Annotated in this window: 23 protein-coding genes and 1 pseudogene; 15 read left to right on the top strand and 9 right to left on the bottom strand. The window is 73.7% G+C overall.

Going from position 1 to position 22,185, the window contains the following annotated elements; genetic code table 11:
* Window positions 1–52 precede the first annotated feature (52 nt).
* The 3 genes from tsaB to tsaD are packed head-to-tail and all read left to right on the top strand — an operon-like array spanning window position 53 to window position 2,192.
* Entirely contained in the window at window positions 53–688 is a 636-nt protein-coding gene (tsaB, locus tag ABC795_RS14965; protein ID WP_347057981.1) for a tRNA (adenosine(37)-N6)-threonylcarbamoyltransferase complex dimerization subunit type 1 TsaB, read from the top strand.
* Entirely contained in the window at window positions 685–1,158 is a 474-nt protein-coding gene (gene rimI / locus ABC795_RS14960) for a ribosomal protein S18-alanine N-acetyltransferase (protein ID WP_347057980.1), read from the top strand. The genes tsaB and rimI overlap by 4 nt, the downstream gene beginning before the upstream one ends.
* A complete protein-coding gene (tsaD, locus tag ABC795_RS14955) occupies window positions 1,155–2,192 on the top strand; it encodes a tRNA (adenosine(37)-N6)-threonylcarbamoyltransferase complex transferase subunit TsaD (RefSeq protein WP_347057979.1) in 1,038 nt (345 codons plus the stop codon). The genes rimI and tsaD overlap by 4 nt, the downstream gene beginning before the upstream one ends.
* Here the strand turns inward: tsaD and ABC795_RS14950 are convergent.
* Window positions 2,182–3,417, bottom strand: coding sequence for a class I SAM-dependent methyltransferase (locus tag ABC795_RS14950; RefSeq protein WP_347057978.1), 1,236 nt, complete (start codon window positions 3,415–3,417; stop codon window positions 2,182–2,184). The genes tsaD and ABC795_RS14950 overlap by 11 nt on opposite strands.
* Window positions 3,418–3,613: 196 nt before the next feature.
* On the opposite strand from ABC795_RS14950, the gene groES reads away from it, so the two are divergent.
* Together groES and groL are read left to right on the top strand one after the other, a co-directional pair.
* A complete protein-coding gene (gene groES / locus ABC795_RS14945; protein ID WP_014377938.1) occupies window positions 3,614–3,922 on the top strand; it encodes a co-chaperone GroES in 309 nt (102 codons plus the stop codon).
* Window positions 3,923–4,070: 148 nt separating this feature from the next.
* Window positions 4,071–5,714: a chaperonin GroEL gene (gene groL, locus ABC795_RS14940; RefSeq protein WP_347057977.1), complete on the top strand. Its 1,644-nt coding sequence runs from the start codon at window positions 4,071–4,073 to the stop codon at window positions 5,712–5,714.
* Window positions 5,715–5,903: 189 nt separating this feature from the next.
* On the opposite strand, the gene ABC795_RS14935 is transcribed toward groL, so the two are convergent.
* Window positions 5,904–6,203: a WhiB family transcriptional regulator gene (locus ABC795_RS14935; protein ID WP_347057976.1), complete on the bottom strand. Its 300-nt coding sequence runs from the start codon at window positions 6,201–6,203 to the stop codon at window positions 5,904–5,906.
* A 361-nt stretch (window positions 6,204–6,564) separates the two neighbouring features.
* Here ABC795_RS14935 and ABC795_RS14930 point away from each other — a divergent pair, with 361 nt between their 5' ends.
* Window positions 6,565–7,278 carry a response regulator transcription factor gene (locus tag ABC795_RS14930; protein WP_347057975.1) on the top strand — a complete coding sequence of 238 codons (714 nt, stop codon included), beginning with the start codon at window positions 6,565–6,567 and terminating at the stop codon, window positions 7,276–7,278.
* 197 nt (window positions 7,279–7,475) lie between these two features.
* Here the strand turns inward: ABC795_RS14930 and ABC795_RS14925 are convergent, their stop codons facing one another.
* Window positions 7,476–7,874 carry a DUF5319 family protein gene (locus tag ABC795_RS14925; protein ID WP_347057974.1) on the bottom strand — a complete coding sequence of 133 codons (399 nt, stop codon included), beginning with the start codon at window positions 7,872–7,874 and terminating at the stop codon, window positions 7,476–7,478.
* Between the two features lie 136 nt (window positions 7,875–8,010).
* On the opposite strand from ABC795_RS14925, the gene guaB reads away from it, so the two are divergent.
* Genes guaB through guaA form a run of 3 tightly spaced genes read left to right on the top strand, consistent with a single transcriptional unit; the run spans window position 8,011 to window position 12,222 of the window.
* Window positions 8,011–9,525 carry an IMP dehydrogenase gene (gene guaB / locus ABC795_RS14920; RefSeq protein WP_347057973.1) on the top strand — a complete coding sequence of 505 codons (1,515 nt, stop codon included), beginning with the start codon at window positions 8,011–8,013 and terminating at the stop codon, window positions 9,523–9,525.
* Window positions 9,526–9,527: 2 nt separating this feature from the next.
* Window positions 9,528–10,655, top strand: coding sequence for a GuaB3 family IMP dehydrogenase-related protein (locus ABC795_RS14915; protein WP_347057972.1), 1,128 nt, complete (start codon window positions 9,528–9,530; stop codon window positions 10,653–10,655).
* 4 nt (window positions 10,656–10,659) lie between these two features.
* A complete protein-coding gene (gene guaA / locus ABC795_RS14910) occupies window positions 10,660–12,222 on the top strand; it encodes a glutamine-hydrolyzing GMP synthase (protein ID WP_347057971.1) in 1,563 nt (520 codons plus the stop codon).
* Between the two features lie 42 nt (window positions 12,223–12,264).
* Here the strand turns inward: guaA and ABC795_RS14905 are convergent, their stop codons facing one another.
* Both ABC795_RS14905 and ABC795_RS14900 read right to left on the bottom strand, forming a co-directional pair.
* Window positions 12,265–12,558: a hypothetical protein gene (locus ABC795_RS14905; RefSeq protein ID WP_347057970.1), complete on the bottom strand. Its 294-nt coding sequence runs from the start codon at window positions 12,556–12,558 to the stop codon at window positions 12,265–12,267.
* Window positions 12,551–12,904, bottom strand: a complete 354-nt coding sequence (locus ABC795_RS14900) for a hypothetical protein (RefSeq protein ID WP_347057969.1) — start codon at window positions 12,902–12,904, stop codon at window positions 12,551–12,553. Before ABC795_RS14900 ends, ABC795_RS14905 begins: the two co-directional genes overlap by 8 nt.
* Here ABC795_RS14900 and ABC795_RS14895 point away from each other — a divergent pair.
* The 4 genes and pseudogenes from ABC795_RS14895 to ABC795_RS14880 all read left to right on the top strand — a co-directional run bounded on the left by ABC795_RS14895 (window position 12,882) and on the right by ABC795_RS14880 (window position 15,810).
* The gene (locus ABC795_RS14895; RefSeq protein ID WP_347057968.1) at window positions 12,882–13,733 is read left to right on the top strand and encodes an ATP-binding protein; all 852 of its coding nucleotides are present in this window, start codon (window positions 12,882–12,884) and stop codon (window positions 13,731–13,733) included. The two genes, ABC795_RS14900 and ABC795_RS14895, sit on opposite strands and share 23 nt — an antisense overlap.
* Window positions 13,730–13,879, top strand: a pseudogene (locus tag ABC795_RS14890) (DNA-binding response regulator); the annotation flags it as partial. The gene ABC795_RS14895 and the pseudogene ABC795_RS14890, both read left to right, overlap by 4 nt.
* A gap of 22 nt (window positions 13,880–13,901) precedes the next feature.
* Window positions 13,902–14,381 (top strand): response regulator transcription factor, encoded by a 480-nt coding sequence (locus ABC795_RS14885; RefSeq protein ID WP_347057967.1) that lies wholly within the window; start codon window positions 13,902–13,904, stop codon window positions 14,379–14,381.
* A gap of 85 nt (window positions 14,382–14,466) precedes the next feature.
* Window positions 14,467–15,810, top strand: coding sequence for a TIGR00366 family protein (locus ABC795_RS14880; RefSeq protein ID WP_347057966.1), 1,344 nt, complete (start codon window positions 14,467–14,469; stop codon window positions 15,808–15,810).
* 14 nt (window positions 15,811–15,824) lie between these two features.
* On the opposite strand, the gene ABC795_RS14875 is transcribed toward ABC795_RS14880, so the two are convergent.
* Window positions 15,825–16,565, bottom strand: coding sequence for a PIG-L deacetylase family protein (locus ABC795_RS14875; protein WP_347057965.1), 741 nt, complete (start codon window positions 16,563–16,565; stop codon window positions 15,825–15,827).
* A gap of 142 nt (window positions 16,566–16,707) precedes the next feature.
* On the opposite strand from ABC795_RS14875, the gene ABC795_RS14870 reads away from it, so the two are divergent.
* Window positions 16,708–17,001: a hypothetical protein gene (locus ABC795_RS14870; protein ID WP_347057964.1), complete on the top strand. Its 294-nt coding sequence runs from the start codon at window positions 16,708–16,710 to the stop codon at window positions 16,999–17,001.
* Between the two features lie 59 nt (window positions 17,002–17,060).
* Here ABC795_RS14870 and ABC795_RS14865 read toward each other — a convergent pair whose 3' ends face one another.
* On the bottom strand, window positions 17,061–17,354 hold the full coding sequence (locus ABC795_RS14865) for a chorismate mutase (RefSeq protein ID WP_347057963.1): 294 nt from the start codon (window positions 17,352–17,354) through the stop codon (window positions 17,061–17,063).
* 331 nt (window positions 17,355–17,685) lie between these two features.
* Here ABC795_RS14865 and pcrA point away from each other — a divergent pair, with 331 nt between their 5' ends.
* A complete protein-coding gene (gene pcrA, locus ABC795_RS14860) occupies window positions 17,686–19,983 on the top strand; it encodes a DNA helicase PcrA (protein WP_347057962.1) in 2,298 nt (765 codons plus the stop codon).
* A 112-nt stretch (window positions 19,984–20,095) separates the two neighbouring features.
* On the opposite strand, the gene ABC795_RS14855 is transcribed toward pcrA, so the two are convergent.
* Complete coding sequence (locus ABC795_RS14855; RefSeq protein WP_347057961.1) at window positions 20,096–20,896, bottom strand: M23 family metallopeptidase; 801 nt, start codon at window positions 20,894–20,896, stop codon at window positions 20,096–20,098.
* A 244-nt stretch (window positions 20,897–21,140) separates the two neighbouring features.
* A complete protein-coding gene (locus ABC795_RS14850) occupies window positions 21,141–22,022 on the bottom strand; it encodes an alpha/beta fold hydrolase (RefSeq protein WP_347057960.1) in 882 nt (293 codons plus the stop codon).
* Between the last annotated feature and the right edge of the window lie 163 nt (window positions 22,023–22,185).

Here is a 22,185-nt window from a genome sequence, read left to right as displayed (position 1 = left end):
CCTGGAGATCGTCCACGAGGTGGCGGCCGGCACTCGCCTACGCTGATCGGTCGTGCTGGTCCTCGCGCTCGACACCGCCACCCCGACGCTCGTCGCCGGGCTGGCCCGCTGGGCGGCCGACGCCGGTGCCACGGTGCTCGCCGAGCGGGCGGTGCCGTCGGGGACGAAGCACGCCGAGCTGCTCACGCCCGCGATCCAGGGCGTGCTCGCCGACGCCGGCCTGGCGCTGGGCGACCTCGACGCCGTGGTCACCGGTCTCGGCCCCGGGCCGTTCACCGGGCTGCGGGTCGGGGTGGTGACCGCCGCCGCGCTGGCCGACGCCCGGGGCCTTCCGGTGGTCGGGGTGTGCTCGCTGGACGCGGTGGGGTCCGGGGCCCGCACGGTGGTCACCGATGCCCGGCGCAAGGAGGTCTACTGGGCCTCCTACGACGCGGACGGCGTGCGCACCGAGGGCCCGGCGGTCGTCCGGCCCGAGGAGCTCGAGCTGCCCGGGCCGTTCGTGGGCGACCCGGCCTTCGCCGGTCGGCTGAGAGCAGACGTGGTGCCGGCCGAGGTCACCACCGCCGGGCTGCTGCGCGCCGCCCGCCCCCAGCTGGCCGACCCGTCCTGCGCCGGGCCGTTGGTGCCGCTCTACCTGCGCCGCCCGGACGCCGTCCCGCCGACGTCGATCAAGCCGGTGACGCGGTGACCCGGCTCCGGTCGATGCGGCCGGCCGACCTGCCGGCGGTGATGGCGCTCGAGGAGGAGCTGTTCGCGCCCGACACCTGGACGGCGGCGATGTACCGCGACGAGCTGTCCCGGACCGACACCCGGCACTACCTCGTGGCCGACGACGACGGCGCCGTGGTCGGCTACGCCGGGCTGATCGCCTACGACGACGAGGCCCACGTGGCGACCATCGGCGTGACCGGCGCCCGGCAGGGCGAGGGCATCGGCGCCCAGCTCCTGGACGCACTGCTGGCCGAGGCCGACCGCCGCTCGCCGGTGGTGCTGCTGGAGGTCCGGGCGGACAACGGGACGGCCCAGGGCCTCTACCGGCGCCGCGGGTTCGCCGAGATCGGCCGGCGGCGCGGCTACTACCAGCCGAGCGGCGAGGACGCCGTCGTCATGAAGAGGGAGCGCCCCGCGGGAGCGCCCGGGGGCAGGGGGAAGCCGTGAAGCAGGAACCGGTCGTCCTGGGTTTCGAGACGTCCTGCGACGAGACCGGCGTCGGCATCGTCCGCGGGCACACGCTGCTCGCCGACGCACTGGCCACCTCGATGGCCGAGCACGAGCGCTTCGGCGGCGTCGTCCCCGAGATCGCCTCCCGGGCGCACCTGGAGGCGATGGTCCCCACCGTCCACCGCGCGCTGGCCGACGCCGGGGTCCGTGCCTCCGACGTCGACGCGGTCGCGGTCACCTCCGGCCCCGGGCTCACCGGGGCGCTGCTGGTCGGCGTCGCGGCGGCGAAGGCCTACGCCCTGGCGCTGGACAGGCCGCTCTACGGCGTCAACCACCTGGCCGCGCACGTCGCCGTCGACGAGCTGCAGCACGGCCCGCTGGCCGAGCCGTCGATCGCGATGCTCGTCTCCGGTGGCCACAGCTCGCTGCTGCTCGTGCCGGACCTCGCGCAGGAGGTGCAGTCGCTCGGCCGGACGATCGACGACGCCGCGGGGGAGGCCTTCGACAAGGTCGCCCGCGTGCTCGGCCTGCCGTTCCCCGGCGGCCCGCCCATCGACCGGGCCGCCCGGGACGGCGACCCGTCGGCGATCGCCTTCCCGCGGGGCCTCACCGGCTCCCGCGACCCGGCCTACGACTTCTCCTTCTCGGGGCTGAAGACCGCCGTCGCCCGGTGGGTGGAGGCCCGGCAGCGCGCGGGCGAAGCCGTGCCGGTGGCCGACGTCGCGGCGTCGTTCCAGGAGGCGGTCGCCGACGTGCTGACGGCGAAGGCGGTGCGGGCCTGCCGTGATCACGGCGTCGACCACCTGGTCCTCGGCGGGGGAGTGGCGGCCAACTCGCGGCTGCGTGCGCTGGCCGAGGAGCGGTGCGCTGCAGCCGGCATCGTGCTGCGGGTGCCCAGCCCGAGGCTCTGCACCGACAACGGCGCGATGGTGGCCGCGCTCGGCTCCCGGCTCGTCGCCGCCAGCGTCGCGCCGTCGGCCCCCGACCTCGGCGCGGACAGCTCGCTGCCGATCGACGTGGTCAGCCGCTGACGTCGCAGACGATGGCGGTCGGGGTGCCGGCGACGCGGGTGACGACGACGGTCGCCGTCCCGGAGGCGTCGGTGCGGAGGTGGCGGGCGAGGGTCTCCGGCTCGATCGCCGAGCCCCGCTTCTTGACCACGACCCGGCCGACGCCGCGCTCGCGCAGCAGCGCCTTGAGCTTCTTCTGGTTGAACGGCAGCACCTGGTCGACCCGGTAGGAGCTGACCCAGGGGGAGTCCGCCGGGCCGTCGGAGGTCAGGTAGGCGATCGTCGGGTCGACCAGGGTCGCGCCGAGGCCGGCGGCCGCCAGGGAGATCAGGCCGGAGCGGATGACCGCGGGGTCGGGCTCGTGCAGCCACCCGCGCACGGGGCCAGCGGGCGCCGGCCCCGGATCGGCGTCGGCGGTCAGCTCGTGCACGACGCCGTCGCGGACGACCGCCGCCCGCCGCCACGTCTCGGAGACGGCCGGGCCCCACAGCAGCGCCTCGACGATCGAGCCGCCGACGGAGACCCATTCCGCCTCGACGCCCTCGGGCACCCGGTCGTGGTCGAGCCCCGGCGCCACCTTGACCACCGACGTCGGCACCCGGTCGAGCAGCTCCGCGACGGTGGACCACGGGGGCGACCAGCGGTCGGGGTCCAGCTGCCGGCGGCCGCCGGCCCGGCGGGCGGGGTCGAGCACGGCGGCGCCGCAGCCGGCCACCTCCCCCCCGCGCGCCGCTGCCACCAGCTCCACCGCGTCCCCGGCGACCACCCAGACGTCGTCGGCGACCCCCATGGCCTCGACGTTGGCGGCCGTCAGCTCGCGGGCGACCGGATCGACGTCGACCGCCAGCACCCGGGCCCCGGCGCGGGCGAGGGCGATCGTGTCGGTGCCGGCCGCGCACCCGAGGTCGGCGACGGAGTCGGCACCTCCGGCCAGCAGGCGGGCCGCGCGACGGGCGGCGAGCTCCGGGCGGCCGGCCTGCTCGAGCGCGTCGGAGGTGAACAGCAGCCGGTCGGCGTCGGCTCCGAACGTCGACCGGGCCTTCTGCCGCTGACGGGCGATGCCCCACGCCGGTCCGGCCAGGTCCGTGCCCACCTCGGTCCGCAGCCGGGTCAGCGCGGCGACCGCGTCCACCCCCTCGATCAGGAGCGACGCTGCCCGGGACAGCGCCGCGGCCCCCTCGGGCGTCGTCAATGCCCGCAGCTGGCGCAGCGTCTCAGCGGTCTGCTCCTCGGGTTCCCGGTCCACCGGCACAGCGTGGCGCACGGGCCGGTCCGTCCCGACGTCACCCACCCCGGGGACCAGGTTGAGCGGCTGGCACTCTCCTGGGTAGAGTGCCAAACGACACGGGCTGGCGCCCGACCCCCGCGACGGCGGGTGCCCGGATCCCGTGCCACAGCATCGAACATCCCTGCCGTCCTACACCGAAGGGGGCGTCACCGACGTGACGACCGCTACCAAGGTCAGCATCAAGCCGCTGGAGGACCGCGTCGTGGTCCAGGCCAACGAGGCCGAGACCACCACCGCGTCCGGTCTGGTCATCCCGGACACCGCCAAGGAGAAGCCCCAGGAGGGCACCGTCGTCGCCGTGGGCCCCGGCCGCATCGACGACAACGGCAACCGCGTGCCGCTCGACGTGAACGTCGGCGACGTGGTCATCTACTCGAAGTACGGCGGCACCGAGGTCAAGTACGCGGGCGAGGAGTACCTGGTGCTCTCCGCTCGCGACCTGCTCGCCGTCGTGGAGAAGTAGAACACCCCGTCCCCCGCACCCCTCGCACGCTCGGGGGAAGCCTCTGGACGGGGCTGCCGTTCCAGCACGTCACGACCGCCCCGGGCGACCCGAACTCGGGTCCCGGGGCGGTCGCCTTTTGCCCTGCACTGACTGATCGGAAGAGCCCATGGCCAAGATCATCAAGTTCAACGAGGACGCCCGGCGCGCCCTCGAGCGCGGCGTCGACAAGCTCGCCGACGCGGTGAGGGTGACGATCGGCCCGCGCGGCCGCAACGTCGTCATCGACAAGAAGTTCGGCGCCCCGACGATCACCAACGACGGCGTGACCATCGCCCGCGAGATCGAGCTCGAGGACCCCTACGAGAACCTCGGCGCCCAGCTGGCGAAGAACGTCGCCACCAAGACCAACGACGTGGCCGGTGACGGCACCACCACCGCCACGGTGCTCGCCCAGGCGCTCGTGCACGAGGGCATGCGCAACGTCGCCGCCGGGGCCAACCCGATGGCCCTCGGCCGGGGCATGCGCGCCGCCGTCGATGCCGTGCACGCCGCCCTCGACGCCGCCGCCATCCCGGTGGAGAAGCGTGCGGCCGTCGCCGAGGTGGCCACCATCTCCGCGCAGGACGCCGAGGTGGGCGACCTGATCGGCGAGGCGATGGAGCGCGTCGGCAAGGACGGCGTCATCACCGTCGAGGAGAGCAACACCCTGAACACCGAGCTCGACGTCACCGAGGGCGTCCAGTTCGACAAGGGCTACCTCTCGCCGTACTTCGTCACCGACCAGGAGGCGATGGAGGCCGTCCTCGACGACGCCCTGGTCCTGCTGGTCAGCGGCAAGGTCAGTGCCCTGGCCGACCTGCTGCCGCTGCTGGAGAAGGTGCTCTCGACCGGCGGTCGCCCGCTGCTGATCGTCGCCGAGGACGTCGAGGGCGAGGCGCTGTCCACCCTCGTCGTGAACTCCATCCGCAAGACCGTCAAGGTCGTCGCGGTGAAGTCGCCGTACTTCGGTGACCGGCGCACGGCGTTCATGACCGACCTCGCCGTCGTCACCGGCGGCCAGGTGGTCAGCGAGGACGTCGGCCTCAAGCTCGACCAGGTCGGCCTCGAGGTGCTCGGCACCGCCCGCCGCGTCACCGTCACCAAGGACGCCACCACGATCGTCGACGGCGGCGGAACCTCCGAGGCCATCGGTGACCGCGTCGCGCAGATCCGCCGCGAGATCGACGCGACCGACTCCGACTGGGACCGCGAGAAGCTGCAGGAGCGGCTGGCCAAACTGGCCGGCGGCATCGGCATCATCCGGGTCGGCGCGGCCACCGAGGTGGAGCTCAAGGAGCGCAAGCACCGCATCGAGGACGCCATCGCGGCCACCCGCGCGGCGGTGGAGGAGGGCGTCATCCCCGGCGGTGGCTCGGCGCTCGTGCACGCCGCCGCGGCGGTCGATGCGCTCGACCTGTCCGGTGACGAGCTGACCGGTGCCCGCGCCGTCCGCACCGCGCTGGACGCCCCGGCGGTGCAGATCGCCGAGAACGCCGGCTTCGAGGGCCGGGTCGTGGTTAGCCGGGTCCGCGAGGCAGGCCAGGGGCAGGGCTTCAACGCCGCCACCGGTGAGTACGGGGACCTGGCCGCCGAGGGCGTCATCGACCCGGTCAAGGTCACCAAGGCCGCGCTGGACAACGCCGTCTCGATCGCCGCGATGGTGCTGACCACCGACTCCGCCGTCGTCGAGGCTCCCGAGGAGGAGGACGACCACGCCGGCGGTGGTCACCACACCCACGGCCACGCGCACGGCCACGGGCACAGCCACTGAGAATCACCCCGTCCTCCTCACCGCTCGCACGCTCGTGGTGAGCCTCTGGACGGGGTGGGGTCCTGGCTCGGCACCAGCGCTGAGCCAGGACCCCACCGGCTGAGCCAGGACGGCGGTCGCGCCGTCCGAGCACGCGAGAGGGCCCGGTCCAGGAAGTCCTGGACCGGGCCCTCTCGCGTTGTCCGGGGCTCAGACCCCCGCGGCGACCGCAGCGGGTTCGGCCGCGATCAGCCGGGCCCGCTCCTCCTCGCTCATGCCGCCCCACACGCCGTACGGCTCGCGGACGGCGAGAGCGTGCTTGAGGCACGCGTCGACGACCGGGCACCGACCGCAGACGGCCTTGGCCGCGCTCTGCCGCCGCGCCCGGGCCGGCCCACGCTCACCGTCGGGGTGGAAGAAGAGGGACGTGTTCTCGCCACGGCACGCGCCGTGGAGCTGCCAGTCCCAGACCTCGGCGACGGGCGTCGGGAGTCTGCGGATGTCGGCCATGTCTCCTCCAGAACTCGATGGAGCCGGAGGGGGCTGTCCGGCTGCAAGGGGCCCGGTGCCCTCGGCGTCCCACCGTCAAACACGGCCGATTCGCAACTTTTCGGGATGTGCACTGCCTCACCGCCCGTCAGGGCTGCTCACCCCGGGGGGTGAGGGCGTCTGTTCCCCCGGCCGGGAGTCGATCACTGTGGCTCCAGGTCGCGTCGACGTCCGGGAGGGGGAGCAGCCCGGACGGCCCCGCCGACCTGCGCAGAGGTGGAGGGCCCCGCCGGGGTCCTCCACCCGAGCGGCACCCGGCCGGGCGACTCCCGGGCGGTGGGGGACCCGGCCGCCGAGCGGCCGGGAGGAGCGAGGAGCAGGCGTGATCGAGGACAGGCTGCGGGCACCCGTGCACGGTGCGACGGTGTGGGTCTACGACGAGCGACGGCGGGTCCGTGACGACGTCGCCTCGCGGCTGGTCGCCCTGCCGTTCGTCGGCCGGGTCGAGGTCGTGGGGGACGGGCAGTCCCTGATGTCCCGGCTCGCGACCCGCACCCCCGACGTCCTGGTGGTCGGCACCCAGCGCGCCGTCGACACCGGGCTCTCGGCCGCCACGCAGGCTCTGCGCGCGCACCCGGGCCTGCCGGTGCTCGTGCTCGGCGCCCCCGACGACACCGAGAGCGTCCGGGCCGCCGTCGCCTTCGGCGCCCGCGGCTACCTCCGCTGGGACGCGACCCCGTTCGAGATGGGCCTGGGTCTCTCCCGCGTCGGCCTGCGGGCCGACGGCGGTCGCATCCCGCAGCAGGCGGCCGCCCCCGTGCCGGCGTGGAGCGGAGCCGCGCCGCTGTCCGGCTCGCCGCCCACCACGGTCCGCTCCACGGTGCGCGACGCCGCTCCCGCCGTGGCGCTGTCCATGCGGGAGATGCAGGTGCTCACGGGGATGAGCCAGGGCAAGAGCAACGCCCAGATCGGCCGTGAGCTCTACCTCTCCGAGGACACCATCAAGACCCACGCGCGGCGGCTGTTCCGCAAGCTCGGCGCGAAGGACCGCGCCGAGGCGGTGGCCACCGGGTTCCGCCGCGGCATCATGACCTGACCGGTCACCGGGACCATCACGGACCGAGGGCCGCCTCCGGCATCGGGGGGCAGCCCTCGGTGCGTTCTCGGGGGGCTACGGCTTGGTCGGCCCGAGTGGGCCCCGGAGGGGTCCGCGCAGGGATGACGGCGGGGCTCAGCGGCACAGGGGAACGGCCCCTGGCCGCGGTGCGATCCGGAGGATCGCAGCGTCATCGCTCAGTCGTCGCGGGCGTGACGGCCGGTGCGGCGGCCGCTGGGCTCGTCGCGCTCGGCGAGGGCGGCGATGCCGTCGGCGTAGCCGCTGGCGTAGTCCCAGCTGACGTAGTCGTCGGGGTCGGGGTCGAACGGCGGCTCGTGCCGGCCGGTCTGCCCCTCCTCGAGCAGCTGGCGCAGGTTGGCCTGCATCAGCGCCCAGTCGACGTGGTGCTCCTCCTCGCAGTCGGGGCAGTCGACGACGATGCCCTTGATGCCGGTGGGCTCGAGGAGGGTGCGGAAGACCTCGAGCTCGGCAAGGTCGTCGAGGACCCCGGCGCGCTCCTCCATCGTGAGGGGCGGCGGGCCGGAACCGTCGGCCGGGCCGAAGTCCGGTCCGGAGGAATCGTCGAACGGAGACACGGTCACACGGTAGCCGTCGAACAGGCGGAGCACCGCCTCTCGTGCGCCGCCGCCTACGATCGGAACCGGTCCCGCGCGCCCGCGAGGTGCGTCGGCCGGTGTCCGACCCGATCTGCCCCGAAGGGTGGCCGCGCAGATGCAGCCCGACTCCGTGCCCGAGCTGCCGGCGAAGTTCGCCCGCCTCGGGCTCACCTACGACGACGTCCTCCTCATCCCCGGGGCGTCCGACGTCGTCCCGGCCGAGGTGGACACCAGCAGCCGGGTGACCCGCCGGATCACGCTCGCGGTGCCCCTGCTGTCCAGCGCGATGGACACCGTCACCGAGGCGCGCATGGCGATCGCCATGGCGCGGGTCGGCGGCATGGGCGTCCTGCACCGCAACCTCTCCGCCGAGGAGCAGGCCGGCCAGGTCGACCTGGTCAAGCGGTCGGAGGCCGGCATGGTCACCAACCCGGTCACCTGCTCCCCGGACAGCACCCTCGCCGAGGTCGACGCGCTGTCGGCCCGCTACCGGATCTCCGGCGCCCCCGTGGTCGACGCCGACGGCGTCCTGCTGGGCATCGTGACCAACCGCGACATGCGCTTCGAGACCGACCAGAACCGGCTCGTGCGCGACGTCATGACGCCGATGCCGCTGATCACCGCGCCCGTCGGCGTGGACGCCGACACGGCGCTGGCGCTGCTCTCGAAGCACAAGGTCGAGAAGCTGCCGCTGGTCGACGACGCCGGCCGGCTCCGCGGGCTGATCACCGTCAAGGACTTCGTCAAGCGCGACCAGTTCCCGCTCTCCACCAAGGACGCCGACGGCCGCCTGGTCGTGGGCGCGGCGCTCGGCGTGGGCGAGGACGCCTACAAGCGGGCCGGGCTGCTGGTCGACGCGGGTGTCGACGTGCTCGTCGTCGACACCGCGCACGGCCACCAGCGGGCGGTGCTGGAGATGGTCGCCCGTGTGAAGAAGGAGTTCGGCGGCGACGCGGGCGTGGAGGTCGTCGGCGGCAACGTCGCCACCCGTGCCGGCGCGCAGGCGCTGGTCGACGCCGGCGTCGACGCGGTGAAGGTCGGCGTCGGCCCCGGCTCCATCTGCACCACCCGGGTGGTCGCCGGCGTCGGCGTCCCGCAGATCAGCGCCATCTACGAGGCCTGGCTGGCCGCCGGCCCGGCCGGTGTCCCGGTCATCGCCGACGGCGGCCTGCAGTACTCCGGGGACATCGCCAAGGCGCTGGTCGCCGGCGCCGACACGGTGATGATCGGCGGGCTGTTCGCCGGCGTCGAGGAGGCCCCCGGCGAGCTGGTCTTCATGAACGGCAAGCAGTACAAGACCTACCGCGGCATGGGCTCGCTGGGTGCCATGCAGAAGCGCGGCAACCAGTCGTTCAGCCGCGACCGCTACTTCGCCGACGACGTCCTCTCCGACGACAAGCTCGTCCCGGAGGGCATCGAGGGCCAGGTGCCCTACCGCGGCCTGCTGTCCGGCGTCGCCCACCAGCTCGTGGGCGGCCTGCAGGCCTCCATGGGCTACGCCGGCGCCGGCACCATCGCCGACCTCAAGGAGCGCGGTCAGCTGACCCGCATCACCTCGGCCGGTCTGGTGGAGAGCCACCCCCATGACATCCAGATGACCGTCGAGGCACCGAACTACCGGGGGCGCTGAGCATGAGCGTGCGCGACACCGTCGAGATCGGCCTCAACCGCTTCGCCCGCCGGGGCTACGACCTCGACGAGGTCTCGATCGTCCCGTCCCGGCGCACCCGCGACGTCGACGACGTCTCGACCGCCTGGCAGATCGACGCCTTCCGGTTCGACATCCCGCTGGTCACCAGCCCGAGCGACGCCGTGGTCAGCCCGGCGACGGCGATCGCCGTGGGGCAGGCCGGCGGCCTCGGCGTGCTCAACGGCGAGGGCCTGTGGACCCGCTACGACGACCCGGCACCGGTCTACCGCGAGATCACCGAGGCGGCTGCCGCCGGCGCCCCGCCGGTGGCGCTGCTGCAGAAGGTCTACGCCGAGCCGGTCAAGACCGACCTGATCGCCGCCCGCATCAAGGAGATGAGCGACGCGGGGGTGACCACGGCGATCCGGGTCTCGCCGCAGCACACCGAGCAGCTGGCCCCGGCGGCGCTGTCGGCCGGGGTGGACCTGCTGGTCATCCAGGGCACGATCGTCTCCGCCGAGCACGTCACCTCCCAGGGCGACGCGCTCAACCTCAAGGAGTTCATCGCCGACCTCGACGTCCCGGTGATCGTGGGCGGCGCGGCGAACTACACGACCGCGCTGCACCTCATGCGCACCGGCGCGGCCGGCGTCATCGTCGGCGTGGGTGCCGACACCTACTCCACGACCGACGACGTCATGGGCATCCGGGTGCCGCTCGCCAGCGCGATCGCCGACGCCGCCGCGGCCCGCCGCGACTACCTCGACGAGACCGGTGGCCGGTACGTGCACGTCATCGCCAACGGCCGGATCGAGACCAGCGGCGCGATCGCCCGCGCGCTGGCCTGCGGCGCCGACGCCGTCCAGCTCGGCGAGCCGCTGCGCGCGGCGGCCGAGGCGCCGGGCGGCGGGGTGTGGTGGGACTCCGTGGCCGCCCATCCGCGGCTGCCGCGCGGCGGCACGTCGGCGCCGGTGGAGCCGGCCGGCTCCCTGGCCGACGTGCTCCTCGGCGAGGCCCGCGAGGCCGACGGCCGCACCAACCTGTTCGGCGCCCTGGCCCGCACCATGGCCAAGACCGGGTACTCCGACCTCAAGGAGTTCCAGCGCGTCGACCTCGTCATCGGGGGCTGACCGCGTGGACTTCCCGACCGTCCTGGTCGTCGACTTCGGCGCCCAGTACGCCCAGCTGATCGCCCGCCGCATCCGCGAGGCGGGGGTCTACTCCGAGATCGTCTCCTCCGAGGTCCCGGCCGAGGAGATCATGGCGCGGAAGCCGGCGGCGATCGTGCTCTCCGGTGGTCCCTCCAGCGTCTACGCGCCGGAGGCCCCGCAGGTGGATCCCACGCTCTTCGAGTCGGGGGTGCCCGCGTTCGGCATCTGCTACGGCTTCCAGGCCATGGCCGCCTCGCTCGGCGGCACGGTGTCGCGCACCGGCGACCGCGAGTACGGCGGCACCCCGCTGACCGTCACGACCGGGGCGCGGCTCTTCGGCGACCTGCCGGTCGAGCAGAACGTCTGGATGAGCCACGGCGACGCCGTCTCCGCGGCCCCGCCCGGGTTCACCGTCACCGCCACCTCCACCGGTGCCCCGGTCGCCGCCTTCGAGGACGTCGACCGCCGGCTGGCCGGCGTGCAGTTCCACCCCGAGGTGCGGCACACCGCGCACGGGCAGACGGTGCTCGAGCACTTCCTGTTCGACATCGCCGGCCTGGAGCCGACGTGGACGATGAGCAACGTCGTCGACGAGCAGGTGGCCGCGATCCGCGAGCGGATCGGGGACCGGCGGGCGCTGTGCGCGCTGTCCGGCGGGGTGGACTCCGCCGTGGCCGCGGCGCTCGTGCAGCGGGCCATCGGCGACAAGCTCACCTGCGTCTACGTCGACCACGGCCTGATGCGCGAGGGCGAGACCGAGCAGATCGAGCGCGACTTCGCCGCCACCACGGGGGCGGACCTGCGGGTCGTCGACGCGAGCGAGCAGTTCCTCGCCGCGCTGGCCGGGGTGAGCGACCCGGAGGAGAAGCGGAAGATCATCGGCCGCGAGTTCATCCGGGTGTTCGAGCAGGCGGCCACCGACGTCGTCGCCGACGCGCAGGCGCACGGCGAGACCGTCGACTTCCTCGTGCAGGGCACGCTGTACCCCGACGTCGTCGAGTCCGGCGGCGGCAGCGGGACGGCGAACATCAAGAGCCACCACAACGTCGGCGGGCTGCCCGATGACCTCACCTTCTCCCTGGTCGAGCCGCTGCGCACGCTGTTCAAGGACGAGGTGCGCGAGGTGGGCCGGCAGCTCGGCCTGCCCGACCGGCTCGTGCAGCGGCAGCCGTTCCCCGGGCCCGGCCTCGGCATCCGGATCGTCGGGGAGGTGACCCGCGAGCGGCTGGACGTGCTGCGCAGGGCCGACGCCATCGCCCGCGAGGAGCTCACCGCGGCGAAGCTGGACGACGAGATCTGGCAGTGCCCGGTCGTGCTGCTGGCCGACGTCCGCTCGGTCGGCGTCCAGGGCGACGGGCGCACCTACGGTCACCCCGTGGTGCTGCGCCCGGTGTCCAGCGAGGACGCCATGACCGCCGACTGGACCCGGCTGCCCTACGACGTGCTGGCCCGCATCTCGACCCGGATCACCAACGAGGTGCAGGAGATCAACCGGGTCACCCTCGACGTCACGAGCAAGCCGCCGGGCACCATCGAGTGGGAGTGAGGCCACCGCCGCCCCCAGCCCTCGCTGTTCCCCTTCCGCCGGTCAGGCCCGGCCGCGCGGCGTCCGGAGCTCCCGCACCAGCAGGGCGACGCCGGCGCCGACGAGCAGCACCCAGACGAGCGCGCCGTCGTCGAACAGCCCCAGCGGCAGGTCACCTCCGACCATCGTGGTGAGCGCCAGGACCAGGAACAGCAGGCCCGGCACCAGTGCGACCAGGTCGACCTTCCGGCGGGGCTCCGGCCGGGGCAGGTCCTCGGTCGCCAGGGGGGCGACCGCCTGCCACTGCTGCTCCTGCCAGGCGGTCGGCGTGGTCGGGAACTCGCTGTAGTCAGCCACGGGACACCTCCACGTCTCCCACACCGCTGTGGATCACCAGTTCGATCTCCGGCTCCCCGTCGTCGGTCCAGGACCGCGAGCCCGTGCCGGCGTAGAAGCCCTCGATCGGCGAGCCGCCCTCGAGGACGCGCACCTCGCCGGGCCCGTGGTCCACGGTCACCTCGACGTCGGCCGATACCACCGGCTGGCGCCCCGCCGGCGCCCGGCAGTGGATCGCGCTGGTCGTCCTCGGCCTGGTCGCCGCCGGGCTGCTGGGCCGGCTGACGCAGTCGGCCAGCAGCGACGTCGTCCTGCCGCTGATACTGCTGGCCGGTGGCCTGACCGTGATCTGGCGGCAGCTGGACACCGACCGCACGCTCGCCGTCGCCGGCGTGCGCTGGGCGCTGGCCGGCGGGGTCGTCGTGGTGGGAGTCGGGCTGTTCCTGCTGCTGGCCACGACCGGCCAGCTCGCCAACGCCCGCAACGGTTTCGCCGCGACCCTGCTGATCCTCACCGGGGTCGTCCTGGCGACGGCCCCCGCTGTGGCGGCGGCTGCTGGACTCCCGGTCGGAGGAGCGCTCCGCCCGCATCCGGTCGGAGGAGCGCGCCGCCGTCGCCGCCCACCTGCACGACTCGGTGCTGCAGACCCTGGCCCTGATCCAGCGCCACGCCGACGAGCCGCAGGCGGTCAGCCGGCTCGCGCGCAGCCAGGAGCGCGAGCTGCGCGCCTGGCTCTACGACCCGCCGTCGTCCGGGAAGGCGGCACCTGGGCCGGCCTCGTGGCCGCGATGGTGGCCGAGGTGGAGGCCGACCACGCGCTCACCGTGGACTCGGTCGTCGTGGGGGACGCCTTCGTCGACGAGGACCTGGCAGCGCTCGGCGCCGCCGCCCGCGAGGCCCTGGTCAACGCGGCCAAGCACTCCGGCGCCGCCTCCGCGGACGTCTACACCGAGGTGGCGCCGGAGCAGGTGTCGGTCTTCGTCCGTGACCGCGGGAAGGGCTTCGATCCGGGCACGGTGCCCGACGACCGGCGCGGCCTGCGGGACTCGGTGCACGGCCGGCTGGCCCGCCTGGGCGGCACGGCCCAGGTCCGGTCGACCCCGGGAGAGGGGACCGAGGTCGAACTGGTCCTGCCGAGGAGGGCCGTGAGCGGGCAGCGGCGTGAGCGTGGTAGCGATCCAGGAGGCGGGGCATGAGTCCGCGGGTGTTCGTGGTGGACGACCACGCGATGGTGCGCACCGGGGTGCGGGCCGAGCTGGGCGCCGACGTCACCGTCGTCGGGGAGGCGGCCGACGTCGCCACCGCCATCGAGGGGATCCGCGCGACCCGGCCGGACGTCGTCCTGCTCGACGTGCACCTGCCCGGTGGCAACGGCCGGACCGTGCTCGAGACGCTGCGAGGGAGCTGCCCGGGGTGCGCTGGCTGGCGCTGTCGGTCTCCGACGCCGCCGAGGACGTCATCGCCGTCACCGGGCCGGGGCGCGCGGCTACGTCACCAAGACCATCTCCGGTCCCGACCTGCTCGACGCCGTCCGCCGGGTCGCCGACGGCGACGTCGTCTTCAGCCCCCGGCTGGCGGGCTTCGTGCTCGACGCCTTCGCCGCCGGTGGCGCCGTCGCGCCGGCACCGGAGGAGGCGACCGATCCCGGGCTGGACCTGCTCAGCGCCCGAGAGCGCGAGGTGATGCAGCTGCTGGCCCGCGGCTACACCTACCGGGAGATCGGATCCCGGCTGTTCATCTCGGTGAAGACGGTGGAGTCACACGCGTCCAACGTGCTGCGCAAGCTGCAGCTGTCCAACCGCAACGAGCTCACCCGGTGGGCGGCGACCAACCGGCTGCTCTGACGAGTGGCCCCTCCGCTCGACCTCCGATAAGCATGTGGCCGAGCCCACAGGCGGCCCGACCGGGCCTGACGGAGAGGAAGCCGCGATGCTGCGCACGCTGTCGCGCCCGCTGGTCACCGGCGTGGAGAGGTATCTGCCGGGAGCGTTCGTCTTCGCGGTCGTCCTGACCGTCATCGTCGCCGTCCTCGCCCTGCTCTTCGGCGACATCGGGCCGGCCGAGCTCACGCGGGCCTGGGGCGACGGGCTGGCCGGGCTGCTGGCCTTCATGACGCAGGTGGCGCTGGTGCTGCTGCTCGGCTACACGCTGGCGCTCACGAGGCCGGTGAAGGCCGGGCTGACCCGCATCGCCAACGTCCCCAAGACCCCCCGGGCGGCGTACGCCTTCGTCGCCCTCGTGTCGGCCGTCGCCTCCCTGATCAGCTTCGGGCTGGGGCTGGTGGTCGGCGGCGTCATCGCCCTCGAGGTTGGCCGGGCCGCCCGACGGCGCGGCACGCAGCTGCACTACCCGCTGCTGGTCGCCAGCGCCTACTCCGGCTTCGCCGTCTGGCACATGGGCTACAGCGCCACCGGCCCGCTGGCCGCGGCGACCCCGGGCAGCTTCGTCGAGGAGGCGATCGGCCGCACCATCCCGATCAGCGAGACCGTCTACTCGCCGTGGAACCTGATCGCGATCGTCGTCGCCGTCGCCGCGATCCTCGCGACGGTGGTCCTGCTGGCCCCCAAGGGCAGGGACCGGATCGTCGAGCTGCCCGAGCGGATGGGGACCGAGGAGCCCGACGTCGCCCTGAGCACTCCGGGGACACCGGCCGAGCGGATGGAGGCGTCGCGGCTGGTCACCCTGATCCCGGGCGTGGCCCTGCTGCTCTACCTCGGCGTCTACTTCGCCCAGGAGGGGTTCAACCTCACCCTGGACATCGTCAACTGGTCGTTCCTCGCCGCGATCCTGCTGATCGTGCGCAGCCCGGCCGAGCTCGCCGAGCTCGTCGGCGGGGCGGTCCGGACGGTGGGGGAGGTGCTGCTGCAGTACCCGCTCTACGCCGGGATCATCGGGATGATGACCGCCTCCGGGCTGGCCGCGCAGCTGAGCGGCTGGTTTACCGAGGTCGCCAGCCCCGGCACCCTCGGGCTGCTGGCCTTCCTGTCCGCGGGGCTGCTCAACCTGTTCGTGCCCAGCGGCGGTGGGCAGTTCGCCGTTCAGGCGCCGATCTTCCTCGACGCCGCGGACTCCCTGGGCGTCGATCCCGCCGTCATCACCATGGCGATCGCCTACGGCGACCAGTGGACGAACATGATCCAGCCGTTCTGGGCGCTGCCGCTGCTGGCCGTCGCCGGCCTCGGCGTGCGGGACATCTTCGGGTTCACCGCCATCACCTGCCTGATCACCGGCATCGTGTTCGGCGGCACGCTGCTCGTCCTCGGCGGCGGCTGAGCGCAGCCGCCGGCTCAGGCGGTGTGCACCACGTGGAACGCCTCGGCGAGGCGGCCGGCCGGCAGGCCCAGGCGTGTGGCGGTCTGCCGCATCCAGCCGGTGACGAACTCCCGCAGCTGGCCCTCGGGCTGGTGGCTCACCTGGGTCACGTGGCTCATCAGCGCGGCGAACTTGCGGTCCACCACGTCGGTGACGTCGACGGCGTGGTCGGCCCGCGGGCTGGCGCCGAGCCACACCTCCGCCACGGTCCAGGCCTCCAACCCCTCGTCGGCCAGCAGCTCAGGAAAGGCGAACGGGTTGCGGGCGTCGGGGTACACCGCCCGCAGGGTCGACTCCCCCACGGTCATGTGGTCGGGGTGGCTCGCGCCGATCCGCTCCCAGAACCGCTCCGGCGAGCTGGTGAGCACCCGCTGCGGTCGCACCTGGCGGATCACCCGGCTGATGTCCCGGCGCAGGTCGAGGGTGAGCTCGAGCCGGCCGTCCGGATAACCGAGGAACCGCACGTCGGTGACGCCCACGGCGGCCGCGGCCGCCCGCTGCTCGGCTCGCCGCAGCGGCCCCATCTCGTGGCGGGGGGTGTCGTCGAACCCGCCGGCGTCGCCGTCGGTGACGATCAGGTAGGTGACCTCAGTACCGGCGGCGGTCCAGGTGGCCACCGTCCCGGCGCTGCCGAAGTCGACGTCGTCGGGGTGGGCCAGGACGCACAGCGCGCGTTCGACGTGCTCGGCGGGAGGCTGCGGGGCGGGTGCGGTCACCCGGCGCAGCCTAGGGAAGCCGCGGACCGGTGGACTCGTCCGGGTTGCACGGGACGGTTCGCACGCGCAGAAGGGCAGTGGCCGCGGATGTGACGGGCGGGGTGGTGGCAGGGGGACGACGGCGGTCGCGCAGACTCGAAGGGTGCCCGAGTACACGCTCGCCGTCGCGCTCCGCTCCTCGGCCCCGCTGGACGACGCCGCGATCGACGCCCTCCGCACGGTCATCCGCCCCGGCGACGCCGGACTGCAGCTGTGGCGGGAGCCGGACCGGGCGGTGCTGCGGCTGACCACCGAGTGCGCAGCCGACGACCTGCACGCGGCGCTCGAACAGGGCCGGGACCTCGCCGACGAGGCGAACGACGCCTGCCCCGGCCGGGTGTTCGAGGTGGCCGCGATGGACGACGAGGACTCGCTGGTCTGGCGCGCCGGACCCTGAGGCCTCGCTGCGGGGTCCCGCCGCGGGCTCGCGAGCGGTGGGGGCAGCGAGGTCCTCTTTCAGAGGCGCCCGCGGCCCTGGCGCAGCAGCATCATGCCGAGCGCGGCGCCGTCGGGGCCGAGCTCGGTGCGGAAGCGGGACAGCACCTGCTGCTCGCGGGACAGGGACAGCCGCGTCCCGCCCGATGCGGCGCGCAGGGCGCCGATCTCCTGCGAGATCTCCAGGCGGCGGCGCACGAGCTCGATGATCTCGGCGTCGCAGGCGTCGATCGCGTCGCGCAGCGCGCCGATCTGCTCGGCCGGGTCCTCGGGCGCGACCGGGCGGGCGGCGGGGGAGGCGGTGAGGGTGCTCATCGGTTGTCCTCGGTGGTTCGTGGACCCGGGACCCCGAGAACGAGAAACGCCCCGGGCTCCTCGGGCCCGGGGCGTCTGTTGCGGCGTGTGCTCAGCCAGCGGTGACGGACACCGGATCCCGGTGGCCGTAGTAAAAGCTGACGGTGGCGAGCACGGGCCGAGTGTGCCACAGCCCGGCCGGACCGTGCCAGGCGGAGCCGCCGGCGACAGGTGGTGCGGCTGGCTCCGGCCCCGCGGGGACCGTCACCCGTCCGGCTTACAGTGGCGGGGTCATGAACCGACCCCACGAAGACCGTCCGCCGGCGCGCCACGTCCCCGTGGGGGCCCCGGCATGAGCAGCCTCCAGCAGTCCCTCCCCGGCACCGCCGCCCTGCAGCGCTCCGCTGCCGGCTCGGTCGGTCGCGAGCTGGACCGGATGCTCGCGGGTCTCAACGGCCCGCAGCGCAACGCCGTCGTCCACGAGGGCAGCCCGCTGCTCATCGTCGCCGGCGCCGGGTCGGGCAAGACCCGCGTGCTCACGCACCGGATCGCCTACCTGCTCGGCGCCCGCGGCGTGCAGCCGGGCGAGATCCTGGCGATCACCTTCACCAACAAGGCCGCCGGCGAGATGAAGGACCGGGTGGCCGCCCTGGTCGGGCCGCGGGCGCGGTCGATGTGGGTGTCGACCTTCCACTCGATGTGCGTGCGCATCCTGCGGGCCGAGGCCGCCAAGCTGGGCATGAAGTCGTCGTTCACGATCTACGACCAGGGCGACTCCATCCGGCTGATGACGATGGTCGCCCGCGACCTGGACCTCGACGCCAAGCGCTACCCCGGGCGCAGCCTGTCCAACCAGGTGTCCAACCTGAAGAACGAGCTCGTCGACGAGGAGTCGTTCAGCCCCCAGACGGCGCCGGAGAAGGTGCTGAAGGAGGCGTACACGCTCTACCAGCGGCGGCTGCGCGAGGCGCACGCCATGGACTTCGACGACCTGATCATGACGACGGTCCACCTGCTGCAGGCCTTTCCCGACGTGGCCGAGCACTACCGCCGACGGTTCCGCCACGTGCTGGTCGACGAGTACCAGGACACCAACCACGCCCAGTACATGCTGGTGCGCGAGCTGACCGGCACCGGCGAGGGCCCGGTGCCGCAGGCGGAGCTGTGCGTCGTCGGTGACGCCGACCAGTCGATCTACGCCTTCCGCGGCGCGACGATCCGCAACATCGACGAGTTCGAGCGCGACTACCCGCAGGCCACCACGATCCTGCTGGAGCAGAACTACCGCTCCACCCAGCGGATCCTGAAGGCCGCGAACACGGTGATCGCCAAGAACACCGGCCGCCGGCCGAAGAGCCTGTGGACCGTCTCGGGCGACGGCGAGCTGATCGAGGGCTACGTCGCCGACAACGAGCACGACGAGGCCGCCTGGGTCGCCGAGCAGATCGACGCCCTGGTGGACGAGGGCGACGTCAGACCTGCGGACATCGCGGTCTTCTACCGCACGAACAACGCCTCCCGCGTGTTCGAAGAGGTCTTCATCCGGGTGGGCATGCCCTACAAGGTCGTCGGTGGGGTCCGCTTCTACGAGCGCAAGGAGGTCCGCGACGCGCTGGCCTACCTGAAGCTGGTCGCCAACCCGGCCGATGTGGTGAGCCTGCGCCGGATCATCAACGTGCCCAAGCGCGGCATCGGGGACAAGGCCGAGTCCTGCATCGAGTCCTTCGCCGACCGGGAGCGCATCGCGTTCGGCTCGGCGCTGCGGCGCTGCGCCGAGGTGCCCGACCTCGCCACCCGCTCGCTCAAGGCGCTGCAGGAGTTCGTGTCCCTGCTGGAGGAGTTCGAGCAGTTGGTGGAGACCGGCTCCGGGCCGGCCGCGCTCCTGGAGAGCATCCTCGACCGCACCGGCTACCTCGCGGAGCTGCAGGCCAGCACCGACCCGCAGGACGAGGGCCGGGTCGACAACCTCAACGAGCTCATCTCGGTGGCCGCGGAGTTCGAGGCCGCCAATCCCGGGGGTTCGGTCACCGACTTCCTCGAGCAGGTGTCCCTGGTGGCCGACGCCGACCAGATCCCGGTGTCCGGCGACGACGCCGGCGTGGTGACGCTGATGACCCTGCACACCGCCAAGGGCCTGGAGTTCCCGGTCGTCTTCCTGACCGGCCTCGAGGACGGCGTCTTCCCGCACCTGCGGGCGCTGGGCGACCCCCGCGAGCTGGAGGAGGAGCGCCGGCTGGCCTACGTCGGCATCACCCGGGCGCGGCAGCGGTTGTTCATCTCCCGCGCGACCGTGCGCACCAGTTGGGGACAGCCGGCGTACAACCCGCCGTCCCGGTTCCTCGATGAGATCCCGGGCGAGACCATCCACTGGGAGCGCACCGACCCGACCCCGATCCCGTCGACCGGCTACAAGTCGGCGCAGACGCGGGTCGCCGCGACCGGGCTGTCCACCGGCGGCCTGCGCGGTGGCGCCGGCAACCGGCAGGTCATCTCGGTCGAGGTGGGTGACCGGGTGAGCCACGACGCGTTCGGCCTCGGCACCGTGGTGGAGGTGACCGGCGCCGGCGACAAGGCCCAGGCGACGGTCGACTTCGGCTCCGGCGGCACCAAGCGCCTCGTCCTCCGCTACGCCCCCCTCGTCAAGCTCTGATCTCCCGAGCGGGGCCCGGAGGGTCCTCGACGAGCGTCAGGAAAGGGGGGCTCAGCGCGAGTCGGGACGGTACTCGGTGGCGTGTCCGGTGGAGCCGGACGGTCAGCATGCGTCAGACAGTCACCCCGCGGTCGCCCAGCCAGGCGCGCGGGTCGATGGGCCGGCCGTTCACGCCGCCGCGGTGGATCTCGTAGTGGAGGTGGGGGCCGGTGGACTGCCCCTCGTTGCCGATCCTGGCGATCTGGTCGCCCGCGGTGACGAGATCGCCGGCGGAGACGTCGTAGTAGCGCATGTGCCCGTAGATGTGCACGTTGCCGTCGGCGTCCTGGATGTAGACGGCGTTGCCGTAGCCGGACGCCCGCCCGGCGCGGACGACGACGCCGTCGGTGGCGGCGACGATCGGCGTGCCCAGTGGGGCGGCCAGGTCCAGGCCGTAGTGCATGGTGCCCCAGCGCCGGCAGAAGCAGGTGGTGAGCACGCCTTGCGTGGGGGCCACGGTCTTGGGCTGGCGGGCGGCGCGCGAGGCGGCCAGCTCGTCGAGCCGGACCTGCGCCTCGGCCTCGGTGATGCCCCGCCGCGCGTCGGCGCCTTCGAGGCCCCCGCTGAAGCTCACCTCGGTGCTCTCGCCCAGGCCGTAGTCGGAGGCGCTGGCGGAGACGTCCCGGGGTGAGCCGGTCAGGGCGGGGATGCCGGCGAGCACCGCGCCGGCGACGAGGGCGGCCAGCCACATGTTGGCCCGGCGGCCCGGGGGCTGCGGAAGCCGCCGGCGGGGAGCGGGCTCGACGGGTGCAGGAACCGCGTCGGTCCGGGCGGCGGGCGCCGGAGCGACGTCCTCGGGGGCGGTCCGGGGCCTGGGCACGAGGGCGAGCCCCGGAGCCGGCTTCTCCAGCACCTGTGCACTGCTGCGAGACACGGCGAACCTTCCCGGACGACCTGGCCCGGCGAGCGCCGGGGGCGATCGTCGGGGGAGCGACGACGGCGAGGACGCCGCGGGAGCGACGTCCGCCGGTGACCCGGCGCCGTGATCGAACCGTAACGATGCGTCAGGACCCGACCAAGCACCGAACGCTGCGTGTCGCGATGGACGCACGTCGTGAAGTCGCCGAGTCGACCCGGTTGTCTTTCAGCACCGAGGCGGCGGCGTCCGCGCGCCCCGTTCAGGCGACGGCGGCGACAGGGTGGTGCTGGGCTGCTGCCTCGCGGACGCCGGCGAGGGTGGTGGCGACCTCGTCGAGCACTCCCCGGTGCATGGGCAGCGACATGTGCCCGACGCCGCGGACGAGCACGTTGCGGGTGTCGAGATCGGGGTGCTCGCAGCGGCCCGAGTGCGTGGGCAGCACCATCTGGTCGAGGTCGCTGTAGACGGCGGTGATCCGCGTGCGGCACCCCGGCGCCGGCTCCTCCAGCTCCTGCAGCACCGGGGACCCGGGGCGGAGCTGGCGCACCAGCGGGGTGGGCAGCACGTGCGCCAGGATCGAGCCCTGGTGCGGGGTGCCGAGCGTGACCAGCGAGTCGATCCGCCGGTCACCGCCCTGCCGCTGCACGTGGTAGCGGGCGATCAGCCCGCCGAGGCTGTGGCCCACGACGTGCACCCGGTCGTGTCCGGTCTGCTCGCAGATCCGCTCGATGTGCCGGCCGAGGTCGGCGGCGCCCCGGGCGATGTCGGTGAGGAACGGGCTGTAGTTCCAGGAGCAGACGGAGGCGAAGCCGCGCCGGCGCAGGCTGCGCCGCATGACGGCGAAGACGGAGCGGTTGTCGACCAGCCCGTGGACCAGCAGGACGGGGGTGCGGGCGGCCAACGGGTCGGCGGCGAAGAGGGCACGCACCGCGGCCGGCTGCTCGCCGGTCCGCCAGCGGGAATCGGGGCGCAGCTGCTCCATGCGGGCGCCCAGCGGGTACATGAGGACGTGCGCGCCCACCCAGGCCAGCTCGGTCAGACCGCCGGTCAGCGTGGCCGGCGAGCAGAGTGCGCGCAGCCCCCGTGGTGCGACCTCGGTGTGCCACCCTGGACCGGAGTCCAGATCGCTCGATGGGCGCATGGCTGCCCTCCCCGTCGAACCCACCGGCGGAGCTGGTCCTCCTGCCGTCCCGCCGGTGGCGGTGCACGTTGTGTGCTCAGTTCACTCGACGGTAATGCCGAGGTGTGTCGGTCGTCACATGAACGTCACCGTCCCCGCGCCGATCGAGTCCTGTTCGTGACCA

It is taken from the genome of Blastococcus sp. HT6-30 (genome assembly GCF_039729015.1).
GTDB lineage: Bacteria > Actinomycetota > Actinomycetes > Mycobacteriales > Geodermatophilaceae > Blastococcus.
Note: the sequence above shows the minus strand (reverse complement) of the source record. Positions and strands in the feature narration are given on the sequence as shown.

What these genes read in the sequence shown, in the direction of transcription:
- ABC795_RS14915 (WP_347057972.1), top strand. Translation starts at nt 9,528, where the DNA reads ATGAGCGTGCGCGACACCGTCGAGATCGGCCTCAACCGCTTCGCCCGC.
- guaB (WP_347057973.1), top strand. Translation starts at nt 8,011, where the DNA reads ATGCAGCCCGACTCCGTGCCCGAGCTGCCGGCGAAGTTCGCCCGCCTC.
- ABC795_RS14880 (WP_347057966.1), top strand. Translation starts at nt 14,467, where the DNA reads ATGCTGCGCACGCTGTCGCGCCCGCTGGTCACCGGCGTGGAGAGGTAT.
- ABC795_RS14850 (WP_347057960.1), bottom strand. Translation starts at nt 22,022, where the DNA reads ATGCGCCCATCGAGCGATCTGGACTCCGGTCCAGGGTGGCACACCGAG.
- pcrA (WP_347057962.1), top strand. Translation starts at nt 17,686, where the DNA reads ATGAGCAGCCTCCAGCAGTCCCTCCCCGGCACCGCCGCCCTGCAGCGC.
- ABC795_RS14935 (WP_347057976.1), bottom strand. Translation starts at nt 6,203, where the DNA reads ATGGCCGACATCCGCAGACTCCCGACGCCCGTCGCCGAGGTCTGGGAC.
- groL (WP_347057977.1), top strand. Translation starts at nt 4,071, where the DNA reads ATGGCCAAGATCATCAAGTTCAACGAGGACGCCCGGCGCGCCCTCGAG.
- ABC795_RS14865 (WP_347057963.1), bottom strand. Translation starts at nt 17,354, where the DNA reads ATGAGCACCCTCACCGCCTCCCCCGCCGCCCGCCCGGTCGCGCCCGAG.